Raw genomic sequence first — 26,557 nt, 5'->3', positions numbered from 1 at the left:
AAGATCGGCAGTCCATATGGTATTCGTATGTCCATGAAAAAGATCGTGATCGGGGGTGTTTAAATGAAAAAGGGAACAACAGGAAATAGGGACAAGACACTATTGGCTGTAGCACATATACTTATCGAAGATTTCACGATAGAACAACGTGAAATTGCAAATTTACTCGGAGTAAAAGTACAAGATATATCTTTTGTTATGAAGAAGATCCAGTCAAAAATTAATGATGGTCATATCATTATCGGCTTATCTGATGAAGAAAACGAAAAATTAAGGATAAGCCTGAAGATGAGGGAGAGGGCCAAGAAATTTGAAGATGATAAACTAGCTTGTGAAGTAGCTAGGCAGTTAATAAATGATCACCGGATAACCTATCGAGAAATTGCCAGGAGGGTAAATAAAAAACCTGACAGTATCACCGACGTTATGAAAAAAATACAAACCAGATGCGCTAATAATGAAGTAATAACCGGTCTAACTAAAGAAGAAAGTGCTCAACTAAAAGAAAATCTGGTAGAGCGCGAAGTTGAAATACAGATGGAGAAGGAACGCAGGCAGCAAGAAAGGGAAATGGCGGCTGCAAACCGTGAGGCAATGCAGGACATGTATTTCATGAACAAGAGAAAAAGTACATCTAAAAAACCTGCTACCATAAGCAGTGAGGGACTGGCCGACTGGAACCGGATGCACTATGACCATAGTACAGGTGAGTTATTGATGGTTAGTGGCGTGCCTGCAGATCTGCCCCGGAGATATCCGCGCAAACAGGTTGCAGTAATGTCAGGTAAAAATGACTCATACTTGGAACCGATAGCAAAGGCTTCTGCAACGGCATCCGGCAGGCGAGGTATGACAATAAATGCAATGAATTGAGATGGGCGGTTCAACAGAAAACACCGTTTGCGATAGAAACAGCGGCTTCCGAAATTGTTAGGTGTATTTACATTATTGCAAAAGGAATCCTGGGTGCAAATATAAGGATTTCCTATATCCTATCAGCGCAGGGATAGGTTTTCCCAGGTTAATTTATATAATAAGAATGTAGGGAGAATTTTAGTTAATGAAGTTGATACCGGCGAGCGCGTGGATGTTGGTTAAGAGACCTGCGTATTAAATGAGTGGGCCGGAGAGTAAAGCTTAGGTGAGTCGAGCGGGTAGGTTGGGGGTAGGTTGGGGGGAAAATACATATTTCAAAATGTAAACTCACGTTTACAAAATAAATGCCCCAAATGTAGGGCAATAAAACTAAAAAATATTCACGGGAGGGATTGATTAAATGGAAACCAAAATCATATCAGTTTCCAACCAAAAAGGTGGAACCGGAAAAACCACCACATCAATAAACGTTGGAGCTTGTTTGGCGAGCTTGGGGCAAAAAACTTTGTTAATTGATCTAGATCCCCAGGCTAACCTAACCACAGGTTTGGGTATAGACGTGCATGAAAATGAACCTACAGTATATGATTTATTGAAAGGTTTAGCTACAGTTAAAATCGCCCGTAAATCTGAAATTAAAAACCTTTACGTTATTCCCTCTGGAATTGAGTTGGCTGCAGCTGAAGCAGAACTGATGGGAGAAATCGGTCGGGAACAGCAGTTAAGAACAGCCTTGTCCAGAGTCGAAGGTTATGACTATATAATTATAGATACTGCTCCAACACTGGGCGTATTAATGTTAAATGCCTTGTCAGCCTGAACAGAAGTTATTATACCGGTGCAGGCCCAAACATTTGCAGTGGCTGGCTTAAAGCAGTTGCTCAATATCATTCAGACAATTCAAATTAGAATTAATCCTGAACTAAATAAATGGACAGTGTTGCCGACGATGATCGATTTCCGGAGAAATGAAGACAAAATAATTCTTCAGCAGATTCGAGAGCAATATAACGGTAACATTTTTAATAGCATGATCAGGGTCAATTCTAAGTTAATAGAGGCTACCCGGGTAGGACAGGCAGTTAATTTGTATGATAAGTATTGCAAGGGTGCTAAGGAATATGAAATGCTGGCACGGGAACTTATGGGAGTAGATGTGGATAAGGCAGCAGTCTTATGAGTGGTACAAATAGGGCAGATAAAGTTGTGTCACTGTTTCTAACGTCCAGTACCGGTTCACAGGTTAAAGAACTTCCATTAGGTAAAGTTAATCCCCGTACTAACCAGCCACGGAAAACATTTAACGATAAGAAAATAGGAGAACTGGCTGAGTCAATTAGGGAGCGGGGCGTGTTGCAACCAATTCGGGTACGGCCAAATGGATCAGGAATGTATGAGATTATAGCCGGAGAGCGTAGGTGGAGAGCCTGTAATCTAATTGGTCTTAAAACGATACCTGCCGTGATTACAGAAGGAGTAAAAGATATCGAAGTGATGGCCGAGGCATTGATCGAAAATATTCAGCGGGAAGACTTGGTTGCGTTCGAAAAAGCAATGGCGATCAAGGAAATGATAGAATGTCAACTTGCGTTAACCGGCAAGAAGATGACTTTAGAAGCAGCGGGAAAAATGCTAGGATTGACCAGACAAAGAGTATGCCAGTACTTGGGTATTTTAAAGCTGCCGGAACATATACTAGAAAAGTTTTGTCAGTCAGACCTAAATGAAATGCATGCCCGAGCATTAATAATGTTAAGAGGGCTGATAGAATTACAGGAAAAACTAATAGATGATATTGAAACAATGGGTTTAAGCGGCCAACAGGCTATAGAATGGGCGCAACAGTATTTATCAGATGTACCGGTCAAAACTTCCGTCCACAATCTTGTTAGTAAATCGGACAAGCAGATGAATAAGCTAAAGAAAGATTGGCCTAATATGACTGCACAGCAGCAAATTGCTTGCAGAAAAGAATTAGGTGAACTACAAAAAAGAATACAGAATACATTAAATGAGTTAAAAAAACCGGAATAATTGAGTATCCGGTTTTTTTATATTGAGCGAGGTGAAAAGATGCGAATTATAAGCGGTTTTAGAAAAAGGTCAATTGAAGTTCCAGATGAAACCGGATATAAAATTGATTTTGACTATGCAGTCGAACTTTTTAAAGATGCCTATATGGTTGACGAGTGGAGCCAGCGTACTTTAAACTACCACCTGGAAAACCTGACCGCATTTAAAAAGTTTTTGACCACACAGGCAGTAAATATTTCTTTGATTTCTGCTAAGACCTTGGATGAATATGTAAAGAGCATGAAGAATGCCGACAAAAAGAAAAACACAATAAATGGCCGGGTAAAAACTTTGAGAGTATTCTTCCGTATATTAAATGAAAAAGAATACATTCCCGATAACCCGGCTCTTGGCCTCAAAACAATCAGAGGTCCCAAACCGGAAATATTTCCTTTTAGTGACGAACAGATAAATGCACTTTTGGCACAACCGGACAGGACAACCTTTGCAGGACTGCGCGACTACATGATCATGCAAATACTGCTTGACACCGGCGTAAGGTTAGAAGAGTTATGTAATATCAAGTATTCCGATGTTAATTTAAAAACATGCAGAATTTTAGTTCGCAAGGGCAAAGGAAATAAATCAAGAACTGTATTGTTCGGTTCTGAAACACGCCGCACGATTATGAAATATCTTAAGGTTACCGGTGACCTGGATGCTGAAACTAACCTAATACTAAATCAAGACGGTAATCCATTAAAACAGCGTTCAGTGCAGGACAGAATATCACTGCACGCTAGTGCAGCCGGATTAAAAGGCGTTCGCCCCAGTCCACATACTTTTAGGCATACATTTGCCAAAAAATTTTTAATGAACGGGGGCGACCCTTATGTTTTGCGTGACCTTTTAGGTCACAATAGTATGAGCACAGTAATTATTTATCTAAGGCTTTTCAGTGATGACCTAGCTAAAAAATACCAAGGTAAATCACCGGTAGACAGCATATTAAGAAAGAAAATCAATCAATAATTATCGTCGAGGTTCTTTAAAGGACTGGCTTTTAGATGTTGTGTATTTACCTCGGTCCCGAAAATTTTAACATAGCGGTGTACCATCTCCCAGCTATTATGTCCTAAAATGGTTTTCAGAGAAAAAGCATCACCACCGTTTAAAATATACATACGGGCAAAGGTATGTCGCCAAGTGTGAGGGGAAGTACGAATTTCCGTTACCCCGGCCTTTTTACTTATAATGTCCAGTCTATCTTGTATAGTCCTGTTTTTAATAGGATTATTATCAATAGTGATAAAAACAAAGTCATGGTCAGGTTCCTTGCCCCTGTGTTGTAGGTATTCTCTAAGCGTTTTCTTGAGTTTACCCTGCAGCGGCACAGTTCTTTCTTTTGCTCCTTTACCCATAACTTTTATAAAATTTTCGGTAAAGTGCAAGTCGGAAATACGTAGACCACTGATTTCAGAAAGTCTAAGACCTGTATCAAGTAACAAAAGCATAATCGTATAATCCCTAAAACCTGTCAAGGTATCCTTATCAGGTACGGCCAAAAGACGTCGTACCTGATCTTTATTTAATGCAACAATTAAAGTGTTAGCCGTTTTTAATTTTTCCACACGGGCAGCCGGGTTTTCGGCCAGATAGCCTTCACTTACTAGAAAGTCAAAAAACTGTTTTAAGGTTCTAATACGCATATTAACTGTTTGCGGCTGATTACCCCATTTTTCAATAGCGTAAAGAACTAGATTGTTGCGAATGGTTCTGTAGGTTATATTATTAAGATTTAGTTCAATACCTTGTTCAAACATGGCCCTTTTAAATGCCTGGATGTTTTCTTGATGCCACTGGATAGTTCGTTTGAGTCGGTTTTTTGACTTCTCGCTCGCATAAAAAAGTTTTTCAGCATCAGTGAATTCGGGTACTTTTTCCTCAATAGCACTAACAAATACTGGTTCCAATGTATTTTTTCTTCTTTTGGCGATAGGTATCCCTCCTAAGATAATGTACGCAACTGACACCTACCCGCATACGCCAAAAGATGTATTGGCACATACATCTTGGTGAAAAAACGTCCAAAAAGGACATAAAAAAGACTTCCCGGTAAAAACCCCGGAAGTCTTGATTTACAAGTGTTTTTTTGGTGTCGGAGGAGGGACTTGAACCCTCACCCTCTCGGATACGCCCCTCAAACGTACGCGTCTGCCTGTTCCGCCACTCCGACTTAATGCGCGAAGCCTGTCTCTTTACGCATTTGTTATTATAGCAGATAAATTAATATCATGCAAGCGTTAAATTATATATTAGTCATCATATAGATAGTTATACATCTTGTAATTCCATAAGACCTTGCGCACAAACTGCCTGGTTTCTGGAAAAGGAATCTGGTCTAAAGTATTGTGCTCCCCATTCCAATGATTGCTTTCCAGCCATTCCTTAACATTGCCTCTGCCGCCGTTATATGAGGCTAGGACAAGAATAGTATCACCTTTAAATTCCTTGTGTAGGTTTGCCAGATACCAACTGCCCAGAGCAATATTAGTTTCTTCATTATATAAGTCCTGGGTCTTAAAATCGTTTTTACCCATCTGGTTGGCAATCCATTCTGCAGTATCGGGCATAAGTTGCATAAGACCCAGAGCTCCTTTTGCTGATACGGCCTTGTTATCAAAATTACTTTCAGTCTTAATTACAGCCGCAATTAGGTAAGGATCAACCTGATTGGCTTGGGCATAATAAAAAATTATATCCCTGTGTGGAAAGCTGTACAATACTTTTCCGAACCGATCCAAATTTAAAAACAGTGTTGTAATTAGTACTAGTAGAATAAGTGTGAGGAATTTTTTAATTTTAAATCTGGTTTTTCTTCTGCGGGAAACTGCCAATTTTACCACTCCGTTATAATCTTAAAGTATATAATGTAAATATATTCTTTGCATAGTTAAAAAATGTTATTTCAATTCATCCCATAACTCCCTTATTTTCTTGTGTAGTTCCTCAACAGTACCGTTATTGGAAATAATCTTGGTAGCATGTTTTACTTTTTCAGACTGCGGCATCTGGACATTGATGCGCTGGTGGGCTTCTGCTTCAGGAAGGTTGTCCCGCCGCATTAATCTCTTAAGCTGTAGGATGGGATCTAGCTGAACAACCCAGACTATGTCAACCATTTTATGTATACCAAACTCAATTAACAGAGCAGCATCAATAATCAGTATGCCTTTGTTTGAAGAGTTAAGCTTAAGAGAATGCTTTTGTATCTCCATGTTAATTAGCTCTCTAATACGGGGATGTGTTATTTGATTTAGCTTCTTTAGAGCATTTGGATCGGCAAAAACTATATTGCCAAGGTACTTTCTGTTTAAAGTACCATTATGGTGAGTTACCTGCTGACCAAATTCTTGTTTTATTTCAGTGAGTGCGGGTGAACCGGGCTTAACAACTTCTCTGGCTATAATATCAGCATCAATTATTTCAGCGCCCAGTTCTTTTAAATATTTTGATACAATGCTTTTACCGCTTGCTATATTCCCGGTAAGTCCGATTGTCAGCATTTTAAGACTCCTTCTTGAGACAATGTTTTAAGATATTCGCTAAAAATTAATATTTTCCTTTGTGCAAATAAAATAATCTTATATAAAAAAGACTGCACAAGGCAGCTTAAACAATTTTAAATAATCCTAATAAAATTAATATGCAGCCTGGAAGGGCTATAAAATGACGGCTGAAGTGGCACTTTGTAGCACTTTTGCCGATAAGCAGACCGGCTTTTGTTAGAATTATATGACCTATGCCAACAACCAGAGCTGTGATCAGAATGGGAAATCCAAACATTGACACAGCAAAACCGGCACCAAAAGCGTCCATTGATAAGGCTAGACCCAAAATTATAGCTTCCTTGGGAGAAATAACCCCTGATTTATCGATATCAGCCTTGGTTGGTTCACGTAAAACCTGGATAACCAGCCCCAGCGAACGGATGCGTATATGCATCAATTGTTTAATTGTCATTTCTGCTGCTTCCTGAGTTTCTTCAGTTATCTGTCTGGATTCTCTAATAGCTTGTATTAGAATCCATATTCCTATACAAAGTAGAATGGCTCCACCTAAGCGGTGAGCAAAAGCCGGTGAAAAAATATCGGCCAGGAACCTTCCTGATTGCATTGATATGGTAATAGTGGCCATGGATGTAAAACTAATGATCAGCAAAGATGATAAGGGTAATAATATTCTTCTCATCCCATAAGCGATGCCTGTTGCAAATGCATCCATGTTTAAAGCTAAAGCAAAGAGCAATAAAGATATTAGTTGCAAAAAAACTATCCCTCCTATCCGGTTGAGGTTTGACCTCAATAAATTTTATGGATAGGAGGGTAAATATGTGCATGTCGCATTGATATAATTATTCTTTTTGACAGGAAGGACAAAAGTACGAGCTTCTTCCGCTTATTTTAATCCTGACAATAGTTGTTTTGCATTTCAAACAGGGTTGGCCTTCCCTGTTATAGATTTGCAGGAGTTCCTGGTTTGATCCGGCTTGGCCGTTACCATCCACATAGTCGCGAAAAGTGGTGCCCCTGTTATTGATACCTTCTTCCAAAACCTCACGTATGGTTATAAAAAGTTTGGAGGTTTCCCGTGCAGTAAGATTGCAAGCAAGTTTTTCCGGGTGTATGCGTGCCCGGTGTAGAGCCTCATCTGCATAAATGTTACCCAGCCCGGCTATAAATGTTTGGTCCAGAAGCAAAGGTTTTATTCTGGTTCTTCTCCTGCGCAGTTCCTTTTTTAAGAATTCTCGAGTGAATTTTTTATCAAAAGGCTCGGGCCCCAGATCTTTAAGCCCGCTTACAGTATTGAGTTTTTGAACGGAAACCAGCCAAATACGGCCAAACTGGCGTACATCAATAAAACGCAGTTCATTGCCGCTGTCCAATTTTAAAATCAAATGAGTGTGTTTAACTATTGGTTCATCTGCATGGCAGTAAATCAGCCTACCGGTCATGCGCAAGTGAAATATCAAAGCTAAATTATTGGAAAGATTAATAGTCAGATATTTACCTCGCCTTGATATACTCTTAATTTTTTGTCCTACTATTTCTTTTTTAAATTCTTCAATTCCGGGGATACGTATAATGGTAGGTAAGTAAATTAAGGCTTCCGTAAAGGATTGGCCGGTTAATTTAGGTTCAAGAGTGCGTTTGATTGTTTCCACTTCCGGTAATTCCGGCATTCCTTTCACCCCCTAAATCTTTTGCACGTCATACCAGTTGGGTCCTATTTTCATATCTACCACCAATGGAACACTTAATTCTACTGCATTTTCCATATAATATTTAACCAGGTTCTGCATCTCTTCAACTTCACTGGCAACTACATCAAAAATTAATTCATCGTGAACCTGTAAAATCATGGTGGAGGAAAGCTTTCTTTTACGCATTTCCCGGTAAATTAAAACCATCGCCAGTTTTATAATATCAGACGCGCTTCCCTGAATGGGTGTGTTCATGGCTGTTCTTTCTCCGAAGGAACGAACAACACGGTTGGAACTAAATAAATCCGGCAGGTAGCGTCGCCTGTTCAAAATCGTAGTGACATAACCTTTTTCTCTGGCTTCCCGAATCACCCGGTCAATATAGGCTTTAACTCCGGAATAACGGTTAAAGTAGTTATTAATATATCTTCCTGCTTCTTTGCGGGTTACCTTTATGTCCTTAGCTAGGCCAAAGTCACTGATACCGTAAACAATACCAAAGTTCACAGCCTTGGCCCGTCCCCTCATTTCAGGTGTAACTTCATCCATGGCAACTCCGAAAACTTCTGATGCAGTTCTGGTATGAATATCTTGTTTTTTAGCAAAAGCGTCCATTAAGTTATTATCCTGGGCAATATGGGCAAGAATTCGCAGTTCTATCTGCGAATAGTCGGCTGAAAAAATAAAATTATCAGGCTTGCAGGGCACGAAAAATTTTCGTATTTTTCTGCCTGCATCTAATCTAATTGGTACATTTTGTAGATTTGGTTCCGAACTGGATAACCTTCCCGTAGCCGTAACTGCCTGGTGAAAAGTAGTATGCAGCTTCCCTGTTTGAGGGTTGATTAAGCCGGTTAAACCGTCGACATAAGTGGACTTCAATTTTGCCAACTGCCTGTATTCCAAGAGTAATGACACAACCGGGTGATCACCGGCGAGTTCTTCCAGCACTGTAACATCAGTAGAATAACCGGTTTTGGTTTTTTTGCCTGCCTTGAGTTTAAGTTTTTCAAAGAGTATGCTTCCCAATTGCTTAGTAGAATTAATGTTAAAAATTTCGCCTGCATGTTCGTAAATATCCGTGGTTAATACCTGAAGTTTTTTATTTAGTTCTTCAGACATCAGCTGCAGTTGTTCTTTGTCTACACTAACGCCTGTTCTTTCCATGCTGGCCAGTACTTTCAGCAGCGGCAGTTCAATATCATAATATAGATTTTCCTGTTCCTGCAGCAGCAGCTTGCTTTGTAAAATATCGACCAAGCGAGAAATGACTTCCGCACTGGCCGGCAAATATGTTTCGCTGCCCTCTTGCAGAACAATATCCAAGTGCGATAGTGCTGTTTCAGGCAGACTGCGGGCAGATTTGCCGGGATTAAGCAGGTAATCCGCAAGCATAACATCAAAACCTGGTTGGTTTATCTCTATACCGTAATAGTGCAACAGCCATAAATCAGCTTTAGTGTCATAACAACATTTTTTTATTTTACTGTCTACACATATATTTTGCAATAATTTTAGTGCAAATGACGTGGTTTCAGTACTTGAATTTAATGGCAATAAGTAGTTCTGTCCCTCTGATAAGCACAGAGCTACTGATATTAAGCCTTTTTCTCTCCTTCCTTGCAGAGCCAGAGCAACCTTACCGCTTTTTTGAGCCTGAACAAGAAGATCTTCAAAGTCCTCCTGTTCTGATAAGGTTATATATTCTACCGCGTAGCTCTGTTTGTTTATTAGATGCTTTTGTTTAATCTGATTGGAATTGCCGGTTTCTGCGGTCAACATATCTCGCAGCAGTTTCTTGAATTCTAATTTTTTTAGTATATTAAATAATTCAGCTTCATTAGGTTCTGTTCTGATACATTGTTCCAGGGTTATTTGCACGGGGACATTTGTTATAATTGTAGCCAGCCTTTTTGATAACAAGGCCTGTTCACTGTTGTTTTCCATTAAAGTTCGTGCTCTTGAAGTAATCTTATCTAAATTTGCTAAAATATTTTCTACTGAATCAAAATCTTGCAGCAGTTTAGTTGCTGTTTTAGGGCCGATGCCAGGAACTCCGGGTATATTGTCAGACGGATCCCCGGTTAGTCCCTTATAATCAGTAATTTGATTTGGGTGAACACCGAATTTCCTATATACATTTTCTGCATTATATTCTTCAATTTCAGTGATACCTTTTTTCGTTAAGATGGCTCTTGTTTTATCAGAGACAAGTTGCAATATATCCTTGTCACCGCTAAGTATGACTACATCCGCATCTTCCTCTTCAGCTTTTTTTACGATCGTCCCTATTAAATCATCCGCCTCATAACCTTCGGCTTCTAACCATTTAATGGACAACGCATTTAAGACATCTTTAACCAGAGAGAACTGTGGCCTAAGTTCCTCTGGAGTGGCCTTGCGGTGCGCTTTATATTCACTGTATTCCTGGTTGCGAAAAGTTGTTTTGCTCTTATCAAAGGCAACTGTTACCCACTTGGGCTGTATATCATTGAGAATTTTTAAAAGCATGTTGGTGAAACCGTAAACAGCATTGGTAGGCAAACCATCTGCTGTTGATAAAAGCGGGATGGCGTGGAAGGCCCGGTGGATAAGGCTGTTTCCATCAATTACTAAAATGGTATTGTTTTTAGCTTCCGTTAAAGATTTCAGTGACAAGTACTTACACCTGCCTTAATTAGTCTTAATTATTATTTCACCGTTGATTGCTAAAATACCTGCTTATATGTTTGAGAAAGGCCAAGCAGGCGGGAAGGACAAAATTTATTTGCGTCGAATTATAATTTATGGAATAAATATATGAGGTGAACATATTGCGCAAAAATTTTATCCTGGCTATTGTCGTGTTAATGTGCTTGTCACTGGGTCAACCTGCTTGGGCTATTAATAACGTAAGTGACAGAACTGCTTTAAAAGTACTGCAGTTTGAAGAAATATTGCAGTATGTTTATGATGAACATTTGGATAAGCCTGAAATGGATGCATTGATTAACGGGGCTATAAACGGTATGCTTAACAGCCTCAACGATCCTTATTCAGAATATCTTACACGAGAAAACATTGATGATTTAGAGCAATTTCTAAACGGTGATTTTGTTGGAATTGGGATTATTCTTGATTTTAAGGATGATTTGGTTTATATAAAGGATGTAATTGATGATTCTCCTGCTTTTAAAGCGGGAATAAAAAAAGATGATATTATTTTGGAGGTTGATGGGGAAGACATCACTGGTTTACCTATTGCTGATGTTATCCGTTTAACACGCGGGCCAAAGGGTTCAGAGGTAGCGTTGGAGCTGCTCAGGGAAAATAAGAGAATAAATTTAACTATTCAACGTGTTCTTATAAATTTGCCTACTGTAGAGTATAAGATATTGCAGGGTAATACAGGGTATGTGGCTCTTGAATCTTTTGGCAGTGAAACTGCTAAAGAATTTTCCATAGCTATAAATTCTTTAAAAGCTTCAGGTATGCAGTCATTGATTCTTGATCTAAGGGAGAATACAGGTGGTCGCTTGGATGCTGCCGCTGATATATCAGGCCATTTCATAGAAAAAGGTAAGCCAATTGTTAAAATGGTGGATCGTAACGGTAAAGAAGACACTGTCTTATCGGATGGTAAAGCGGAACTGAAAGATATACCGGTAGTTATTCTGACTGATGAGTTGACTGCGAGTGCCTCAGAAGTCTTAGCCGGGGCCCTGCAAGATTATAAAATAGCAGTTTTATTGGGCGACAGAACTTTTGGCAAGGGGGTAGTACAGGATCTAATTCCCCTGGAAACTGGCGGAGCCCTTAAACTGACGATATCTAAATACCTGACACCCTCAGGAAATGATTTAAATTTGATCGGTATTAAACCTGATAGGTCTGTTTTAACCAGTAGTTTGCTGATTCCTCTTGCCCGTCAATTACTAAACCCGCCGAACAGCCGTTATGTCGAGTTTAATTTAGGCGAACATAAGGTTTCCGTTAACGGTGAAGTAATTGAGAATCCAGCTGTCCCGTTTATATCAAACAGTGAGGTATATGTTCCCCTTCGCTTTGCTCTGGAAGCTCTTTTTTATGAAGTTAGCTGGTATTCGGAAAACTCTAAATCTGGCATTAGGATAAGTGGTTATAACGATAATCTGGTTTTGTTTCCTAACGGAATTATAGCCAGGCTAAATGACCAGGAAATCAATCTGACTTCCAGAGTGATTATGAAAGAAGGTGTTTCTTTTATTCCTGTTAAGGTACTAGAGGTATTAAATATTAGTCAAACTGTAAATAATGGTAAGATAAGACTTGAGAACTAATTTTTTATGCAACCCTTCTATTTCTTAGGGTTGCTTTTAAATCTGATTATAAATAGACTAAAGCAGGAATAAGGCAATCAGTGTGGAATATCTGTCATATGACCTGCATGAAAAATATTGGCCACTCAGCTATGAGGAGGTGTTATAAATCGCTAAAAAGTTCACAAATCTTACCTGTCCTTGCGGTAGTGGTAAAATGTACTCTGAATGTTGTGGTATGGAGGAAAAAGTTATTTCACTCGAACAGGCCAGGTGGAGAAAAACCGGGAGAGATTTGCGGCGTAAACTGGGCGAGTTTGCGGAAGAGTCACAGTTTATTGAGGAATCCGGAAAGGCACAGGACTATTATTTTGCCAGTCTGGATGAAGATTTGATTGATGATGATTTTACAATGGAAAGATGTTTTGAGTGGTTTATATTTGATTACCGGATGAAGGGCGATAAAACACTGTCAAAAGTGTATTCCGAACTTCCTGATATAAGTTTTCATGAGAAGGTGCTGCTGGCTGATTGGATAAATTCCAGAATATCGCTTTATGAAGTTATAAAAGTTTTTCCAAAAAAAAGCTTAATAATAAAGGATATTGTTTCAGGACAGAATTTGCATGTGCGTGATGCAAGCGTAGCAACAGAAGTAGAAGTAGGAAATATATTATTAATGCGAGTTTTAAAAGTTGGTCAAGAATATGAGTTTTCTACCAGTGGTTTAGCGCTTCCGGCTGCATCTAAACCGTTTCTTATTATAAAAATACATGATGATGTTCAAGAATTGTATAATAAAAATAAATTACAGGTACCTATGGCATGGGAAAAATATCTTCATGCCAGATCTCATATAATAAACAGCTGGGTTATTGACATAGGTTTGTACTCAGGTTTGCCTGATAACAGAGGCAATTCTAGGGATAAAGAAATGAATTTAAATATTTTTAAGTTAACCGAATACGATGTTGATCTGCTGTTAAAAAATATTGCCAGGTATATATCCTTTAAATCTACCGAGAGTAGTGGCCTTAACAGTGATAGCAGGGTTATGAGAGAAAAATACCAGGGTAAATTAATAGGCAAAAAGGCGATAAAAAAGGCTGGTTCTAACCTGCAAAAGCTGAATGTACATGAAGGTTTTCAATGGGAAAGGGAAATATATAGTGAGGTAGCAGAGCAATTAGTCGAGATTTTGCACAAGCAGGGATATGACCCTTCTCAGCAGGAAGGTGCCGTACGCATGTGGTTTGATTTCTGCAGTAAAGAAAAGCCGGTTTTTCGTAAGGCTTCCACATGGTCTGTTGCCCTGGTTTATGCTGTTGCAAGATTGGGATTGGATAAGGGGGTTCACCAAAACACACTGGCTAAAGAATACGGGGTAGCTTCCTCAACTATTTCAAATAATTTTCGTTCTCTCTGCCGAGCACTTGATTTAGTGGCTTTTGACCGTAGATATTTTACACAGGATTCGCCTCTTATAGAACTTAAAAAAGTCGATCCTTTGCTGGCGGAAATTCTTGAGAATTTACGGCTTTAATATGGGACCCCGTTATTTCCTTTCGGGGAAATAACGGGGATTTTGATTATTTAGGGGTGAGGGGTTGGAGGAACTTATTGAAGTTATTATAAGCACTACAACTAGTTGCATTATCGCATTGGGATACTGGGGTTTGGCTATTGGCATGGCAATAGAAAGTGCCAATATACCATTGCCCAGTGAGGTAATACTGCCTTTTGGAGGTTATCTGGTTTCTATTGGCAAATTAAGTTTTTGGGGGGCTGTGATGGCTGGAACAGTTGGTGGTACTGTTGGTTCAGTGCTATCCTATTATGCCGGTTTGCTGGGTGGGCGTCCATTTTTGCTTCGTTACGGGAGATACATAGGTATAACTGAAAAGAAACTTGCTTTTGCCGATAGTTGGTTTGAAAAATATGGTGAAGCGACAGCATTTTTTACCAGGCTAATGCCTGTAATAAGAACCTTTATTTCGTTACCGGCCGGTATCAGTGGGATGGATATCAAAAAGTTTACTGTATATACATTTCTGGGATCATTGCCATGGTCAATTTTTCTCGTTTACCTGGGAGTTAAATTAGGTGAAAACTGGACCAATTTAAAACCTTGGTTTCACCGTATGGATGCGCTGATAGTTTTGGCCATAATAGCTGCAATAATTTATTACTTTTACCGTAAGAAAAGGACAAAGTAGAATAAAATATAGATAAAATAAATTAAAACCTGCCTTTTATGGTTTAGATAAGGCAGGTTTTAACATGTTGTTTTATTCTTTAACAAGGGTAATAGGTATTTTAGTCAGTTGAAGTACACGCATGGCGACACTTCCTAATACTAACCCCTTCAAGAAGGTATGTCCTCTTGTCCCCATAATAATCTGATCCGCATAAATACTCTGTGCCGTGTCCGCTATGGTTTCACCGGGTACACCTACTTTAGATATTTTATCAACCACTATACCTACTCTTTCAAGCGGTTTAGCGGTTTGATTGAGAATATACTGTGCTTTCTCATTTGATTTGTTTTTCAGGAATTCCATTTCTTCCTCGGGTATATGCAGTTCAAACAGTCCCAAATCCCTGTCCTGAGGGATTACAGTTAAAAGCACAACAATTATATCAGGTTGATTTTTAAATAAGTTAGCGGCAAACTCAGCGGTTTTGATGGAGTTTGCTGATCCGTCAGTGGCCAGCAGAACTTTGTTCATAGGATAACCTCCTCCTGTTTTTAATTTTTACTAATTGTATTATGTAAGAATAAGTATTAAATATGCCTGGATTAGCAGGCATATTTAATTGTACTATAAAGAGCTCGGTTATTTGATATTTTGAGAGATTAATGACTTGAGTAATATATTAAACACAAAGGCTCATATTCCTTCAAAAATTAGGAGTTGTTGCATTAATTTTATTAGCGAATATTTTAATAAACAATTCACATAATATCATTAACAAATTGAGAGGAGGGAAAATGTGAAGCAACCTCAAAAGATCGCGGTTTATTTCGTAATGGCTTTGTTTTTTATAATGATAACAGCCGGTGGTTGTTCAGTAGCCAAAAAACCGGAACCGTCACCAACCGTTCCTAGCCCTCAAGCTAGCCCAGTTCCTCAATCACAGAACAAAACATTGCCAGTAAGGAATATGCCAACAAACAACAAAGAATTGAATCGTATTTCTAAAATGCTGGCCGCCGAAGCAGCAAAGGTTAGCGGGGTAAAAGGCTCTACTGTTGTAATTTCCGGAAACACTGCTTATGTTGGTGTTGATATAGCCAACGAGGCGGAGAAATCTAGAACAGATAGAATTAAAAAAGAAGTAGCCAGGGTTGTTAAAGTTAAAGAAGACAGATTAGCAAATGTAATGGTCAGCACTGATGCGGACATAATTACCAGATTAAAAAGGATTTCCACCGGTTTGTCTAAAGGACAACCTTTAAGCGCCTTTAACCGTGAAATGGCTGAAATCGCTCGCCGCATGTCCCCCAATACACCGACTACACCAACCAAGCCCGGAACTTCACCAAGGACTACACCTTAAATATTAAGTAACATATTTTGAAAGATAAAGGCCTTTACACTATGTAATGGCCTTTTGTTTGTGCATTATTGTACCCTGATCATTATGATACGCTCCTATTAAAAATATATTTTTGGAATTATTTCCTCTTATAAATAGCTTGTTCTTTTGGCAATATATTTGCCGAAAGGAAGTTGATAAAATGTTTTGCTATAAGAAATTAATTTTAGCTTTAGCTGCAGTTATTCTGTCGTTGACAAACACAAGTATTGCATACGCACAGGAACCGGTTTTATCGGCAGATGCTGCTGTATTAATGGACTCAGCTACAGGCCAAGTGTTTTTTGCTAAAGAGCCTGATAAGCGACGTTTTCCGGCCAGCTTGACTAAAATTATGACCGCACTGGTAGCTCTGGAGAATGGTGATCCTAATGATGTGGTTAAAATAAGTAAAAAAGCGGCTTCAGTCAGTATGGGTTCGGTTATTGACCTTAGAGCCGGTGAGGAAATAACTCTGGAAAATCTGTTAAAAGCGGCACTTGTATGTTCGGCCAATGATTCTACTGTAGCTATTGCCGAGCATGTGGGGGGAAATGTAGAAAATTTTTTGGTTATGATGAATGCAAGAGCTTTATCTGCGGGTGCGGTCAATACAAATTACGCTAATACTAATGGCTACACTCTTCCAAATCACTATACTACTGCCTATGATCTGGCTCTAATTGCCAGACAGGCTCTCCGGAATAAGCAGTTTAACCGGCTGATCAGCATTAAAGAAACTACCCTCAATTGGGAAGGCAATAAAAATCGCACATTAGAAATACGCAATACTAATAGATTGCTTAGGGAAGGTTTTCCTGGTATTGACGGGGTAAAGACTGGTTCTACTCCCAGAGCAGGGGATTGTTTAATAGCCTCTGCGAGCAGAAATGGCAGGCGGCTGATAGCAGTAGTGTTGCACAGTAATAACAGGTATACTGATGCTGCCAATATTTTAAATTACGGTTTTAAGGAGATTAAAAGCTATCAAGTTTTCAAAAAAGGAGAGCAGGTAGTATCAGTGCCAGTTATGGAAGGGGTATTAAAGGAAGTACCGTTAATTACTCAATCTGGTTTACAGATCGACATTACAGACGATAAGATATCTTTGCTCAGGAAAAAATTTTTATTTAAAAATTCAGTAATGGCACCTGTCAAAAGTGGTCAGGTCCTTGGGGAAATTATTTGTTCCCTTGAAAACCGGGAAGTAGGCAGAATTTCTTTGGTTGCAGGGGATGACATAGAAAGAAAGTCCTGGTTGAGGAGAAAATGGGAGAAATTATCGGTTAGTTCAGGAATAAATAATTAAATTACTTGACTTATTGGAAATAACACCTTATAATCAAATATGTTTAATGGTAACTAGTCGAGTTTGTGGGCGGGTAGTTCAGTGGTAGAACGCTTGCTCGACACGCAAGAGGTCGTTGGTTCGATACCAATCCCGCCCACCAGTAAAATCAAGGGTTCCGGCACTTAGAAAGAGTGCCGGTTTTCTTTTTGGTGCCATTTATTTTTCGGTGTCATTATTGGTACCGTTGGATCCCAACAGAATATCATTCATTTTTTGGGATGCATCACGCTTTAATTCTGGGGAGAATGATTACCATTTTTAAATTTGCAGGAATATATTCTATACAGTATCCAAGAAGGGATATAAATTGCCGTTAGAGTTAAATTGTAAGGGGTTAGGTAACCCCATTATATCTATGGATAGTGTGCTGGATATCTCTTCTAATAAGTTCTCGGAAACTTGCAGCTCTGTAATATGCAAAGTATTACGCAGACGGGCAATTCGGATTTGTGAGATTTCCTTAATTCCAAGGCTATTTACTGCTGCTTCTATTGCCGCTTTTTCTGTAGGGAGTGTCATAGGGATCATGGCCCGCTGAACAAAGGTACTGGTTACTGCGTTTAGATAAGTGACCTCAAAATCAATTTTGTTTACTAGTTGCCTGGTAGTAAAGTCAGCCAGGCCCAGTCCATAAGCGTTGCCATGAGATGCGGTGGCCAAATTCAGTACCACAATCCGTTTAATTGCTGGAGAAGGTGGCTCTGGAATGCCTTGAATACGCATACGGCCTATGATATTGGTGTCCATTCCTGTGCCGCTAAAGCACTTACCCATTTCTTCCACGATTAAAAGGTCTAGGTTGTTTACTGGCAAACGTGGCATAGCTTCATAGGCTTCCTGTAGAAGTATTGTTTCTTCAGAAGCTATATTTTCCACCGGTACAGAAACAATTTTTTTAGTTGACTCATAAGCATCCTCAATTATAGCAAGGCCAAGAGCTATGTTAAGGTGTTTTTGCATTACACTGGCTACACCAGGGATTATATGGGATAATGCCGATACTCCGGTGGCGTGAATGGCCGCTGCTCCTAGTGGCCCTCCCAGGCCCACTGCCAGCATTTTTACCAACCCGCTTTCATTGGGCCCGTGGAAAGAGGTGTGTGGTTTTACTCTGTTAATTAAAATTACGGCATCACTTTCATAGGCCAGTTGACTGATATGTACCGCTATACCTGCAAAACTACCGGTGATGACTGTTTCTACGGTGGCCATTATCGGTGCACCTATGCTTTCGCTGGTTATGCCCAGATCGGCTAGGACTTTTAGTTGGCCCTGAATGGTACCGCCTCCATGACTGCCCATGGCTGCCAGAACGAAAGGTTTGGTGTTCAGTCTTTTTAGATAATCTACCGTTTCACGGATAATCAAAGCAATGTTGGCAATGCCACGGCTACCTGCGGTAATTGCCACTTTGGCTCCGGGGCGCAGCTTTTGTTCCAGTCTTGATTCTGCTAAAATTCTTCGTACCTCATTTCTGACATCGTCCAGTCCTTGTCTTGGTAGATTTTGCTTTATGGTAATCATTTGAGGAAAATTTATTCCGAGGTTAAGAACGTTTGGTTTTTCTGGTCGTTTTTTTATAAACTCCATCTCCTAGTCAAAAAATAAAACAATGGCACTTCGTGAACTACCCCCGCTTACGCTCCATTAAGAAGTGGGGACTTCCATTGGAACTTCAACTAGCGTTTCCTGATTCATCAGCTACCGCCTACGCTACAAAGAGAATAGGTCTTGCATGGCCTCCAGCAGGCATGATTTCGGACGGTTCCCGCCCTACAAGTATATATCTAAACCGCTAGCATTTCTAAACCGCGGTGTTCTATCAATATGGCTGACACCAAATCCCTGGGCATAACCAGTCCTTATCTTAGAAAGATGGATTTTACCCGTCTTAGAGAAAGTTTTCTTTACAGCATCTTCAAGCATAATTTACGGGGTATTGTGGTGCAACCATTCTCTCCCTTTTATATAGATATCATATCTTGTTTTTAAGGAAGGTGCAACAATGATTCCAGCAGCTTATGAGATTTGTGCCGGTCTTGATGTTCATAGAAAGACCATCTCTGCTAAGCAAGCTTCTGTTTTATTATTTGATGTAATAAGCAAAAAACCGAAGGCCCATCCCGCCTCCGGTTTTATTCATCTTCCTCCTCAATTCTCTCCAGTCCAACGCTCTCAAGAATCTCATTAATCAATTCTTTAGTCAACGATTCCACCTCCTTCCAAACAGTGACTTGACCATATTACCACTAATAAAACCTATTGTCAATAAATTACTTGTCTTATTTTGACTAAAAGAAAACCTCCGCAAGCAGAGGCTATTGGGAATTATTATTTAGGGGTGTATGTTAACTTGCCTTTGCCAGTTTTTAGTATTTTGTGTTTGTTTGTGGTTATGATTATGATTATATACTATCATTATGAACTCCGTGTGAATGCTTGATGAACTAAGAGTAAAGTTTTATAGATCATTTATTTACATAATAAAGAAATAATTACTTTATTAGGAAGGAAAGTGTGGCCAATATGTAGAAATATTATTTGATAGGGGGGTGTTTATATGCCATCTTTAATATTTGAAAAACCAGTTATCAGAGATAGTGAATTACTGAAAAAGAAGCTATCTCAAATGGAGCGCGGCAGTGACCTAAGGGATAAAAAATTATTGGATACCATTCGTAATCTTCAAAACGAGAAAGGAAAACAAAGTAATATTAATTTTAGAATTTTTATTGGCACTAGACACAAATTTGTAAAATATATTTTGTTGAGTCCAATCCCGATAAAAAAAAGGTAATATATTAAAGTATTAATATGGCCTATCGTCTATATTTTAATTTATCCAAGAATGAATATTAGTCATTTAGTTTTGTTGCGCATTATTTGCCAAATTAATCCATTTTGGTATCTTTCCCCAAAAGAGCATTTTGGTAAATTCATTATAATCAAATAATTTGCAAATAAGAAGTGGAATTATTGTACCAATAAATATATACACTACGTTATTGTAGGTAGTAAGATGCGCCATAATTATTCTAATCGGTATATGCAGGTACATTATTACAAGCGATTTTTCTCCGATATAACCAATTATTTTTGTGTTATATTTAGGTAAATGTTGACAGATACCGCATAGGGAAATTAGAAATAAGACAGGAATTACTAAATCCAAAACATAGTTATTGTAAAAAAGGTTTTTCATATTTAATTCATAGGTAATTATATTGAAATAGTCTGCGGCAATAGATATTGTAGATAATAATAATGCACTGATAAATATTTTTGTGTTTATCTGGTGTAAGATTTGACGGCCTGAATAGCCTATAGAAAAGTATACCACAGAAAGAAGTGATACATCTATATTCCAGGGGATTTGAATCTTGTAAGTTAAGGCAAGCCAGGATTCAATATGTGCTGAAATATAAAAGAATAGAAGTACTAAAAAGCGTAACTTGGCTGATTTAAAAATAAGTAATATGCCTGCGAATAAAAGCATTGTGGATAAGTAGCATGTAATAAACCAAAATGTACCAAAATATTCAATAGCCTTTTGCCCTCCGTAAAGAACTTGAATAAAATCACTCAAAATAGTTGATGGTTGAAAGGTCAGCATAAAGTGTATAAATGTGATTACAAATAAAAAAGTAAAATAAGGGACAAGAAATTTAATGGCTTTATTAAATGCAAATGATTTATATTCCGCCCAGTTGTTTAGCGGCTTAAACAGGTACCCGCCTATAATAAAAAATGCAGGCATGTGAAACCAAAAAATATAGTAAGATATTCCTCTCTCTTCGTTTGGGATAGAGTGACTTATTACTACAAAAATGATTAGTAATCCCTTGAAAATATCAACCCACTGTTCACGTTTTAAGATCAAGTCCGTTCCCTCCATAACATCCCGACAATTAAATGTATTCTTTGAAGACAACTTATATCCTGTTTATTACAATGAAAATTTAATATTACGGCTATATTTATATGATTTTCTTGTTTGTGTTCTGAAATGAGAAGCAAGATACTTGCTCGAAAGTTGCTTTAAGCTGCTTTCGAGTAGCCACAGGCACTCGTGAAATTATATAATACTAACCTTAACTTATTCATAAATTCATCATAAGCATAATTTTCCATGGTATAAAAAGATTACTATAATATAGAGAATTTATATAAAGTAAAGACCGCCAGAGGATTAACCCTGGCGGTCCTTACTTTATATATTTCGAAAATCTGTAATGTAATAGTTAAATTGTTTTGTTGGATTCCAGCAACTCGGAAAGGGTGACAAACTTATAGCCGTTATCCTGTAACTCTTTGATTAATTCAGGTACGGCTTGGATAGATTTAGTTCGATCCAAACGACCATCATGCATTAAGATAATCCCGCCGGGAGTTATATTGTTAACTATTCTATTAACCATTTCTTCAGGTGTATTGGCGTCATGGTGTTCCAAGGCAATAGACCAAAGTACTACTTTTTCCCCATGTTCATGGGCAGCTTTAATAATATCATGGTTTAGTTGGCCTTTAGGCGGACGAAAATATTTAGTTTTAATACCTAAAACTTTTTCGATAGTATCATTACACTTTACAATTTCATCAATTATTTCACTGCTGTTATTTTTTAATAGTTTGGGGTGAGTATAAGTATGGTTTCCAACTTCATTACCTTCTTTTAAAATTCTTTTTCCCAGCTCGGGATATTTTTCCAGTTGATTGCCTACAACAAAAAAAGTAGCATGAATCTTATTTTCCCTAAGAATATCTAATAACCTAGGTGTGAATTTTGGATTAGGCCCGTCATCCACAGTGATGGCAACTAACTTTTCTGTATTATTAACCCTGTAAATAACATGCTCACTAGAAAAATTTATGGGTTTTTCAGGAGCTGCATTTGGAATAATCGGCAATTTATTATTGGCCTGGGTTTTATTCAACCATGGATGAGCAGTAAACTTTGGAATAATTAGAGTTAATAAGAGCGCTGTGTATAAGACTATTATTAAATGATGCTTTTTCAAATATATATCACCCCGGTTGAAGGATAGTCTTATGCATTTTATTTAGTTGATTAAAGTATATACAAAATGAATTAAAAAAACAACGCATTATAATAATTAAAATATTGTCAATTAATAAACTGTAGCAGCTTCTTATTTACGAAACAACATATCATAAGCTTTGCTGGTGTTATTGATATTAGTTTCCGTACTATGTGCCAGTATACAAACATTCAGCCTCACATATAATAAATGTACGGAAGGAGTGAACGGGCAGATGGCACAAGGTATATCAATCAGTGCCACCCAGCATATTGATTTGCTCAAATCAAAGCTGGGCAGGGAACTGCGGCTTCTGGAGAATGAGGGAATTGATATTGAGTTTAAGGAAAAACCCACAGGTGACTACAAATATTTAAATTGTTACATTAAGGACTCCGGTGATACTTCTTCGCAGAAAGATTATAGATCAATTTTTAGTTATTATGTTGCGGATGTAATATCTGACTTAATACTGGGTTATTGGGAAAGCTATATCATTAAAAAAATTATTCTGGAAAGCTATTACTACTTTGAAGAAGAAGAGAGAAATACTATTTTAAATTATACCCTGGGACTTACAAATAATACGGCTGAGATTAGTGAAGTTGACTTTCATAAACTGAGAAGAAAAACAAAAATTCTCAATAAGCTTATGGAATACTTAAAAAATAATGATCGGATAAATATTGACGGTTTTATAAGATTTCGCCTCAAGGATTATATGGAAGAATTATATGATATGGTCGAAAAAGCTGTTGATGAGTTTATGATGGAAAGAGAGTACAAGGAATTTATCCAGCTCCTGAGATACTTTGTAGACATTCAGGAATCACGTTTGGAAATGGTGCATGTAATAGTATTAAATAGCGGTGTATTTAAGCTGTTAGATGAAAAACAAAAGGTAATTAACAGTGAATTTTTAGAGGGTTATGTTATGGATTTAATAGATAGTGAAATTAATTATGAGGATCTGCTGATTAGTGCTTTGATAAGTATTGCTCCACAGAAAATTGTTTTTCATAGAATGGATGATAATTCCGCTTTTAATTCATTGACAACATTAAAAAATGTTTTTACCGGCAAGGTACAGGAATGCAGTGGTTGTGATATTTGTGCTCAATACAGGCAGTAACAATTGAGACATTGACAAAATGTAAAATATTATTTATAATACAGGCAAAATTATATTCACAAGTGATGATAGGGAAGAGTAAACCTGTACTGTTTACAGAGAGAAGCCGCCTTGGTTGAAAGCGTCTTTAAAAGAAGGCAGGTTAAAAACCACCCTTGAACTGCATAGCCGAAAATTTTAATCCTCAGGGGATTATAGATCAGTAAGCTTAGCCGGCGGCAAACGTTAATTGCTCTGAAGTGAGGAAATTTTATTTCCTAATTTGGGTGGAACCACGGAATAAGACCGTCCCTATTCTCAGGGACGGTTTTCTTATTTTGGAGGGATTTATATGAGGGCATCTAAGTTTGAATTGCTCTACTTTGCCTTATTTTTTGTGACTGGTCTGGCTCTATCCGGCATAGCTTTTTTGGATAACAGCCTGTTAAAATCGACCTTGAATTCCTTGGCCGGTTTTTTAAGCATGCTGGTGGCTGTGGTTGTACTCTGGCGTTATTTGGTTTTTCGGCTGGAACTTCAGAGCAATGGTATGGCTGTTCGTCAATTATACTGGAACAGCAGCCAGTTTAAGCCGGAAGTATTAAGTTTTTTTCTGCCGTATAGTGATATGCGCTTGGTTTTCTACCGTCCCGAGCAAAAACCTCCCCAGTATGGTATCGTTTTAAAGAATAACCAGGATAATGAATTGCCGGCTTTAATCAGTGGCTCTGATATGTTGGATAATTGTACGGCTGAACAGGCTGTATTGGAGGGTGCCGGTAATAGCAGAGTTTTTGCAACCCGTCTTTTAGATGAAAAACAAATCAAGCTTTTGACTGCTGCTTTGGTTTTAAGAGCACCTGATTTGAAGCTGGAAAATGAACTTAAATTGTTTTTGGGTTTGAAAAAAGGTACCGGGAAAGTTAGCGGCAACCGTTATATGTGGTTGTTAATAGCTTTAATACCGGTTGCAGCAGGTTCAATAATTTTGTTTTTAATAGAATACTTTAAATAGTAAAGGAGCAGGTGAGATGATTAAGGTTAGTCTGAAAGATGGTTCAACCAGGGAGTATGAGCCAGGTATCACGATTATACAAGTAGCTGAAGATATTAGCCCTGGTTTGGCCAGGTCAGCTTTAGCAGGTAAAATAAACGGTAAAGCTGTGGATTTAAGCACTGCTCTTGAAGATAATGTCTCTTTGGAAATTCTTACTTTTAATGACCCGGAAGGACAGGAGATTTATCGCCACAGCAGCTCGCATGTGTTGGCACAGGCGGTTCAACGCCTGTTTCCCGGAACTAAACTGGCCATTGGGCCGGCTATTAAAGATGGTTTTTATTATGATTTCGATTCTGAACATAAATTTACCCCGGCTGATATGGAGAAAATTGAAGCCGAGATGAATAAGATTATTAAAGAAAACCAGCCCTTTAAACGCTTTGAGTTGTCCCGCGCAGAGGCCATAGATAAATTTACGGACCTAGATGAAAAATATAAAGTAGAGCTAATTAATGACTTGCCGGGAGATGCTGTAATTTCCTGCTATGAACAAGGCGGCTGGTGTGATCTGTGCGCAGGTCCGCATGTTCCCTCAACAGGCAGCTTGAAGGCAGTCAAACTTACGAGTCTGGCCGGTGCTTACTGGCGAGGCAGCGAGAAGAACAAAATGCTGCAGCGGTTTTACGGTACCTCATTTCCCAAAAAAGCTCTGCTGGATGAGCATATTAACAGGATTGAAGAGGCTAAACGCAGAGATCACCGTAAGCTGGGCGCTGAATTGGAATTATTCAGTGTAATGGAAGAAGGTCCCGGGTTCCCGTTTTTTCATCCCAAGGGTATGATTTTGCGCAATGAATTAGAAAAATTCTGGCGACAGGAGCATGAAAAAAGAGGTTACCAGGAGATACGCACCCCAATTATTCTGAACAGAGTTCTCTGGGAGCAGTCCGGCCACTGGGATCATTACAAGGAGAATATGTATTTTACCCAAATAGACAATTTTGATTTTGCTGTAAAACCAATGAACTGTCCCGGAAGTATGCTGATTTATAAATCTAAATTGCACAGTTATCGCGAGTTCCCAATCAGGATGGGGGAACTTGGTTTGGTTCACCGCCATGAGCTGTCTGGTGTGCTGCACGGCTTAATGCGGGTAAGGTGCTTTACTCAGGATGATGCGCACATCTTTATGCTGCCGGGGCAGGTTAAGGACGAGATTATTGGAGTTATTGATCTGGTCGATGATTTCTACAGTATATTCGGTTTCAAATACCATGTGGAGTTGTCTACTAAACCGGAGAAAGCCATGGGATCTGATGAAGTCTGGGATATGGCCACCAATACTTTAAAAGAGGCTATTGAAGCAAAAGGTTTGGACTATAAGGTTAATGAAGGCGATGGGGCCTTTTACGGGCCGAAGATTGATTTTCATCTGGAAGATTGTCTGGGACGTACCTGGCAGTGCGGGACTATACAATTGGACTTTTTAATGCCGGAAAAATTCGATTTGAGCTATGTGGGAGAAGATGGCCAAAAGCACCGCCCGGTAATGCTGCACAGAGTTGTTTTCGGCAGCATCGAACGTTTTATAGGTATTCTGACCGAGCATTTTGCCGGTGCTTTTCCGACCTGGTTGGCACCCGTTCAGGTCAGGGTATTGCCCATTACTGATCGCCAGTCAGATTACGCTGTAAGAGTAGTGGATAGACTGAAAGAGACCGGTATAAGGGTGGAGCTTGATCAACGCAATGAAAAGATAGGATATAAAATACGTGAGGCACAGACCCAAAAAATACCCTATATGCTGGTAATAGGTGATAAAGAGCTGGAAAAAGAATTGGTAGCTATACGCCACCGCTCACAGGGTGATTTAGGAATAAGTACGCTGGAGGACTTCATTGATAAATTGCAAGAGGAAATAAGGGATAAAAAATGAAGTATCTAAATTTATGGCTTGACTTGTAAGAAATGACATGTTAAAATGAATGATATGTATAAATAACATAATTTACAAAGTAGAAGTTGCCGCTTCTCACCTTAAAACGCCT

General features: G+C 38.6%; 25 protein-coding genes, 2 tRNA genes and 2 other annotated features (1 of these 29 running past the window's edge). Of the genes, 16 read left to right on the top strand and 11 right to left on the bottom strand.

Annotated elements, in window-relative coordinates:
- Nucleotides 1–63: 63 nt before the first annotated feature.
- The 5 genes from DTOX_RS11880 (at nt 64) to DTOX_RS11865 (ending at nt 3,921) form a co-directional block, all read left to right on the top strand.
- On the top strand, nt 64–873 hold the full coding sequence (locus DTOX_RS11880; RefSeq protein WP_015757935.1) for a hypothetical protein: 810 nt from the start codon (nt 64–66) through the stop codon (nt 871–873).
- Between the two features lie 403 nt (nt 874–1,276).
- Nucleotides 1,277–1,696 (top strand): ParA family protein, encoded by a 420-nt coding sequence (locus DTOX_RS21525; RefSeq protein WP_052292941.1) that lies wholly within the window; start codon nt 1,277–1,279, stop codon nt 1,694–1,696.
- A gap of 18 nt (nt 1,697–1,714) precedes the next feature.
- Nucleotides 1,715–2,056, top strand: coding sequence for a ParA family protein (locus DTOX_RS21520; protein ID WP_052292940.1), 342 nt, complete (start codon nt 1,715–1,717; stop codon nt 2,054–2,056).
- Nucleotides 2,053–2,910, top strand: coding sequence for a ParB/RepB/Spo0J family partition protein (locus DTOX_RS11870; protein WP_015757934.1), 858 nt, complete (start codon nt 2,053–2,055; stop codon nt 2,908–2,910). Before DTOX_RS21520 ends, DTOX_RS11870 begins: the two co-directional genes overlap by 4 nt.
- Nucleotides 2,911–2,949: 39 nt before the next feature.
- Nucleotides 2,950–3,921 (top strand): tyrosine-type recombinase/integrase, encoded by a 972-nt coding sequence (locus DTOX_RS11865; RefSeq protein ID WP_015757933.1) that lies wholly within the window; start codon nt 2,950–2,952, stop codon nt 3,919–3,921.
- Here DTOX_RS11865 and DTOX_RS11860 read toward each other — a convergent pair.
- The 7 genes from DTOX_RS11860 to polA form a co-directional block, all read right to left on the bottom strand.
- On the bottom strand, nt 3,915–4,922 hold the full coding sequence (locus DTOX_RS11860; protein ID WP_015757932.1) for a tyrosine-type recombinase/integrase: 1,008 nt from the start codon (nt 4,920–4,922) through the stop codon (nt 3,915–3,917). The genes DTOX_RS11865 and DTOX_RS11860 overlap by 7 nt on opposite strands.
- A 120-nt stretch (nt 4,923–5,042) precedes the next feature.
- Nucleotides 5,043–5,125 (bottom strand) — tRNA-Leu (locus tag DTOX_RS11855).
- A gap of 79 nt (nt 5,126–5,204) precedes the next feature.
- Nucleotides 5,205–5,795 carry a lytic transglycosylase domain-containing protein gene (locus DTOX_RS11850; protein WP_422698377.1) on the bottom strand — a complete coding sequence of 197 codons (591 nt, stop codon included), beginning with the start codon at nt 5,793–5,795 and terminating at the stop codon, nt 5,205–5,207.
- A 57-nt stretch (nt 5,796–5,852) separates the two neighbouring features.
- Complete coding sequence (gene coaE, locus DTOX_RS11845; RefSeq protein WP_015757930.1) at nt 5,853–6,455, bottom strand: dephospho-CoA kinase; 603 nt, start codon at nt 6,453–6,455, stop codon at nt 5,853–5,855.
- 106 nt (nt 6,456–6,561) lie between these two features.
- On the bottom strand, nt 6,562–7,215 hold the full coding sequence (ytaF, locus tag DTOX_RS11840; RefSeq protein WP_015757929.1) for a sporulation membrane protein YtaF: 654 nt from the start codon (nt 7,213–7,215) through the stop codon (nt 6,562–6,564).
- A gap of 88 nt (nt 7,216–7,303) precedes the next feature.
- Nucleotides 7,304–8,131, bottom strand: coding sequence for a bifunctional DNA-formamidopyrimidine glycosylase/DNA-(apurinic or apyrimidinic site) lyase (gene mutM, locus DTOX_RS11835; protein WP_015757928.1), 828 nt, complete (start codon nt 8,129–8,131; stop codon nt 7,304–7,306).
- 12 nt (nt 8,132–8,143) lie between these two features.
- Nucleotides 8,144–10,810: a DNA polymerase I gene (gene polA, locus DTOX_RS11830; protein WP_015757927.1), complete on the bottom strand. Its 2,667-nt coding sequence runs from the start codon at nt 10,808–10,810 to the stop codon at nt 8,144–8,146.
- A gap of 155 nt (nt 10,811–10,965) precedes the next feature.
- Between polA and DTOX_RS11825 the strand changes: the two genes are divergently transcribed.
- From DTOX_RS11825 to DTOX_RS11815, 3 genes are all read left to right on the top strand, one after another.
- Nucleotides 10,966–12,450, top strand: a complete 1,485-nt coding sequence (locus DTOX_RS11825) for a S41 family peptidase (protein WP_015757926.1) — start codon at nt 10,966–10,968, stop codon at nt 12,448–12,450.
- 148 nt (nt 12,451–12,598) lie between these two features.
- Nucleotides 12,599–13,972 (top strand): SEC-C domain-containing protein, encoded by a 1,374-nt coding sequence (locus DTOX_RS11820; protein WP_157863099.1) that lies wholly within the window; start codon nt 12,599–12,601, stop codon nt 13,970–13,972.
- Between the two features lie 64 nt (nt 13,973–14,036).
- Nucleotides 14,037–14,645, top strand: coding sequence for a DedA family protein (locus DTOX_RS11815; protein WP_015757924.1), 609 nt, complete (start codon nt 14,037–14,039; stop codon nt 14,643–14,645).
- A 72-nt stretch (nt 14,646–14,717) separates the two neighbouring features.
- Here DTOX_RS11815 and DTOX_RS11810 read toward each other — a convergent pair whose 3' ends face one another.
- Nucleotides 14,718–15,158, bottom strand: a complete 441-nt coding sequence (locus DTOX_RS11810) for a universal stress protein (RefSeq protein ID WP_015757923.1) — start codon at nt 15,156–15,158, stop codon at nt 14,718–14,720.
- Between the two features lie 265 nt (nt 15,159–15,423).
- Between DTOX_RS11810 and DTOX_RS11805 the strand changes: the two genes are divergently transcribed.
- From DTOX_RS11805 to DTOX_RS11795, 3 genes are all read left to right on the top strand, one after another.
- Entirely contained in the window at nt 15,424–15,990 is a 567-nt protein-coding gene (locus DTOX_RS11805) for a YhcN/YlaJ family sporulation lipoprotein (RefSeq protein ID WP_015757922.1), read from the top strand.
- Nucleotides 15,991–16,171: 181 nt separating this feature from the next.
- A complete protein-coding gene (locus DTOX_RS11800; RefSeq protein WP_015757921.1) occupies nt 16,172–17,317 on the top strand; it encodes a D-alanyl-D-alanine carboxypeptidase family protein in 1,146 nt (381 codons plus the stop codon).
- Nucleotides 17,318–17,384: 67 nt separating this feature from the next.
- Nucleotides 17,385–17,459, top strand: a tRNA-Val gene (locus DTOX_RS11795).
- Between the two features lie 179 nt (nt 17,460–17,638).
- Here DTOX_RS11795 and DTOX_RS11790 read toward each other — a convergent pair.
- Nucleotides 17,639–18,883: a nickel pincer cofactor-dependent isomerase, group 22 gene (locus DTOX_RS11790; RefSeq protein WP_242652422.1), complete on the bottom strand. Its 1,245-nt coding sequence runs from the start codon at nt 18,881–18,883 to the stop codon at nt 17,639–17,641.
- Between the two features lie 481 nt (nt 18,884–19,364).
- On the opposite strand from DTOX_RS11790, the gene DTOX_RS11785 reads away from it, so the two are divergent.
- Together DTOX_RS11785 and DTOX_RS11780 are read left to right on the top strand one after the other, a co-directional pair.
- Entirely contained in the window at nt 19,365–19,550 is a 186-nt protein-coding gene (locus DTOX_RS11785) for a hypothetical protein (RefSeq protein WP_015757919.1), read from the top strand.
- Between the two features lie 369 nt (nt 19,551–19,919).
- Complete coding sequence (locus DTOX_RS11780; protein WP_015757918.1) at nt 19,920–20,156, top strand: hypothetical protein; 237 nt, start codon at nt 19,920–19,922, stop codon at nt 20,154–20,156.
- 66 nt (nt 20,157–20,222) lie between these two features.
- Here the strand turns inward: DTOX_RS11780 and DTOX_RS11775 are convergent, their stop codons facing one another.
- Nucleotides 20,223–21,239 (bottom strand): acyltransferase family protein, encoded by a 1,017-nt coding sequence (locus tag DTOX_RS11775; RefSeq protein ID WP_015757917.1) that lies wholly within the window; start codon nt 21,237–21,239, stop codon nt 20,223–20,225.
- 361 nt (nt 21,240–21,600) lie between these two features.
- Nucleotides 21,601–22,377, bottom strand: a complete 777-nt coding sequence (locus tag DTOX_RS11770; protein ID WP_157862929.1) for a polysaccharide deacetylase family protein — start codon at nt 22,375–22,377, stop codon at nt 21,601–21,603.
- 256 nt (nt 22,378–22,633) lie between these two features.
- Between DTOX_RS11770 and ytxC the strand changes: the two genes are divergently transcribed.
- The 3 genes from ytxC (at nt 22,634) to thrS (ending at nt 26,445) form a co-directional block, all read left to right on the top strand.
- Nucleotides 22,634–23,530 carry a putative sporulation protein YtxC gene (ytxC, locus tag DTOX_RS11765; RefSeq protein WP_015757915.1) on the top strand — a complete coding sequence of 299 codons (897 nt, stop codon included), beginning with the start codon at nt 22,634–22,636 and terminating at the stop codon, nt 23,528–23,530.
- 56 nt (nt 23,531–23,586) lie between these two features.
- Nucleotides 23,587–23,826, top strand: a binding site (T-box leader).
- A 35-nt stretch (nt 23,827–23,861) separates the two neighbouring features.
- A complete protein-coding gene (locus DTOX_RS11760; protein WP_015757914.1) occupies nt 23,862–24,524 on the top strand; it encodes a hypothetical protein in 663 nt (220 codons plus the stop codon).
- Nucleotides 24,525–24,540: 16 nt separating this feature from the next.
- Complete coding sequence (gene thrS, locus DTOX_RS11755; protein WP_015757913.1) at nt 24,541–26,445, top strand: threonine--tRNA ligase; 1,905 nt, start codon at nt 24,541–24,543, stop codon at nt 26,443–26,445.
- A gap of 71 nt (nt 26,446–26,516) precedes the next feature.
- Nucleotides 26,517–26,557 (top strand) — a sequence feature (ribosomal protein L20 leader region); it runs 78 nt beyond the window's last position.

The sequence above is a fragment of the Desulfofarcimen acetoxidans DSM 771 genome (assembly GCF_000024205.1).
Lineage (GTDB): Bacteria > Bacillota > Desulfotomaculia > Desulfotomaculales > Desulfofarciminaceae > Desulfofarcimen > Desulfofarcimen acetoxidans.
The sequence above is the reverse complement of the archived record's forward strand: the minus strand, read 5'-3'. Positions and strand labels throughout refer to the sequence as shown.

What these genes read in the sequence shown, in the direction of transcription:
- DTOX_RS11785 (WP_015757919.1), top strand. Translation starts at nt 19,365, where the DNA reads ATGATTCCAGCAGCTTATGAGATTTGTGCCGGTCTTGATGTTCATAGA.
- DTOX_RS11870 (WP_015757934.1), top strand. Translation starts at nt 2,053, where the DNA reads ATGAGTGGTACAAATAGGGCAGATAAAGTTGTGTCACTGTTTCTAACG.
- mutM (WP_015757928.1), bottom strand. Translation starts at nt 8,131, where the DNA reads ATGCCGGAATTACCGGAAGTGGAAACAATCAAACGCACTCTTGAACCT.
- DTOX_RS11865 (WP_015757933.1), top strand. Translation starts at nt 2,950, where the DNA reads ATGCGAATTATAAGCGGTTTTAGAAAAAGGTCAATTGAAGTTCCAGAT.
- DTOX_RS11800 (WP_015757921.1), top strand. Translation starts at nt 16,172, where the DNA reads ATGTTTTGCTATAAGAAATTAATTTTAGCTTTAGCTGCAGTTATTCTG.
- DTOX_RS11880 (WP_015757935.1), top strand. Translation starts at nt 64, where the DNA reads ATGAAAAAGGGAACAACAGGAAATAGGGACAAGACACTATTGGCTGTA.
- DTOX_RS11790 (WP_242652422.1), bottom strand. Translation starts at nt 18,883, where the DNA reads ATGATTACCATAAAGCAAAATCTACCAAGACAAGGACTGGACGATGTC.
- DTOX_RS11810 (WP_015757923.1), bottom strand. Translation starts at nt 15,158, where the DNA reads ATGAACAAAGTTCTGCTGGCCACTGACGGATCAGCAAACTCCATCAAA.
- coaE (WP_015757930.1), bottom strand. Translation starts at nt 6,455, where the DNA reads ATGCTGACAATCGGACTTACCGGGAATATAGCAAGCGGTAAAAGCATT.
- DTOX_RS11780 (WP_015757918.1), top strand. Translation starts at nt 19,920, where the DNA reads ATGCCATCTTTAATATTTGAAAAACCAGTTATCAGAGATAGTGAATTA.
- thrS (WP_015757913.1), top strand. Translation starts at nt 24,541, where the DNA reads ATGATTAAGGTTAGTCTGAAAGATGGTTCAACCAGGGAGTATGAGCCA.
- DTOX_RS21525 (WP_052292941.1), top strand. Translation starts at nt 1,277, where the DNA reads ATGGAAACCAAAATCATATCAGTTTCCAACCAAAAAGGTGGAACCGGA.
- ytxC (WP_015757915.1), top strand. Translation starts at nt 22,634, where the DNA reads ATGGCACAAGGTATATCAATCAGTGCCACCCAGCATATTGATTTGCTC.
- DTOX_RS11760 (WP_015757914.1), top strand. Translation starts at nt 23,862, where the DNA reads ATGAGGGCATCTAAGTTTGAATTGCTCTACTTTGCCTTATTTTTTGTG.